Source organism: Bradyrhizobium sp. NBAIM08 (assembly GCF_020193935.1).
GTDB classification, from domain to species: domain Bacteria; phylum Pseudomonadota; class Alphaproteobacteria; order Rhizobiales; family Xanthobacteraceae; genus Bradyrhizobium; species Bradyrhizobium yuanmingense.
On sequence record NZ_JADYVR010001394.1, the window covers coordinates 1 to 380 of the forward strand.

Consider the following 380-nt stretch of genomic DNA (forward strand, 5'->3'; position numbering starts at 1 on the left):
GAATAGCACCTCTCCACGCTGCGCAGCCCTCGTGTCGTAGCTGCCGGCAGGCGCCTTCGGCACCGGCATGGCCAGCTGATAGAAGTGCAGAGCCGGAAGCTTGGCGGTGATCCGATCCTCCGCGTCACGCTTCCGTCCCCAGCCAGCCTTCGCCGCAACCGGATACTGTTTGGCATCATTGAGGCGCGCGTCCAGGAACGTGCCTTTCCCGTTCATCTGGGTGTTGGCGACGTACGCGTTCCAATAGGTGACCGTACCCCAGCCGCCCGTCCATGTGTGCTCGTTGACTCCGGCCAGACCGAAGGCCGACGGCATCATCGTCGCCGCGGCCTTGCCATCCGGCCGCATGGCCTTTCCATCCATGTTCAGCTCCGCGTCAT

The 380-nt window shown here is 64.2% G+C and carries 1 pseudogene; it reads right to left on the reverse strand.

The annotated features are described in order from the left end of the window. Nucleotides 1–363: pseudogene (locus I6F37_RS45095) on the reverse strand (hypothetical protein); the annotation flags it as partial. Nucleotides 364–380: the final 17 nt, after the last annotated feature.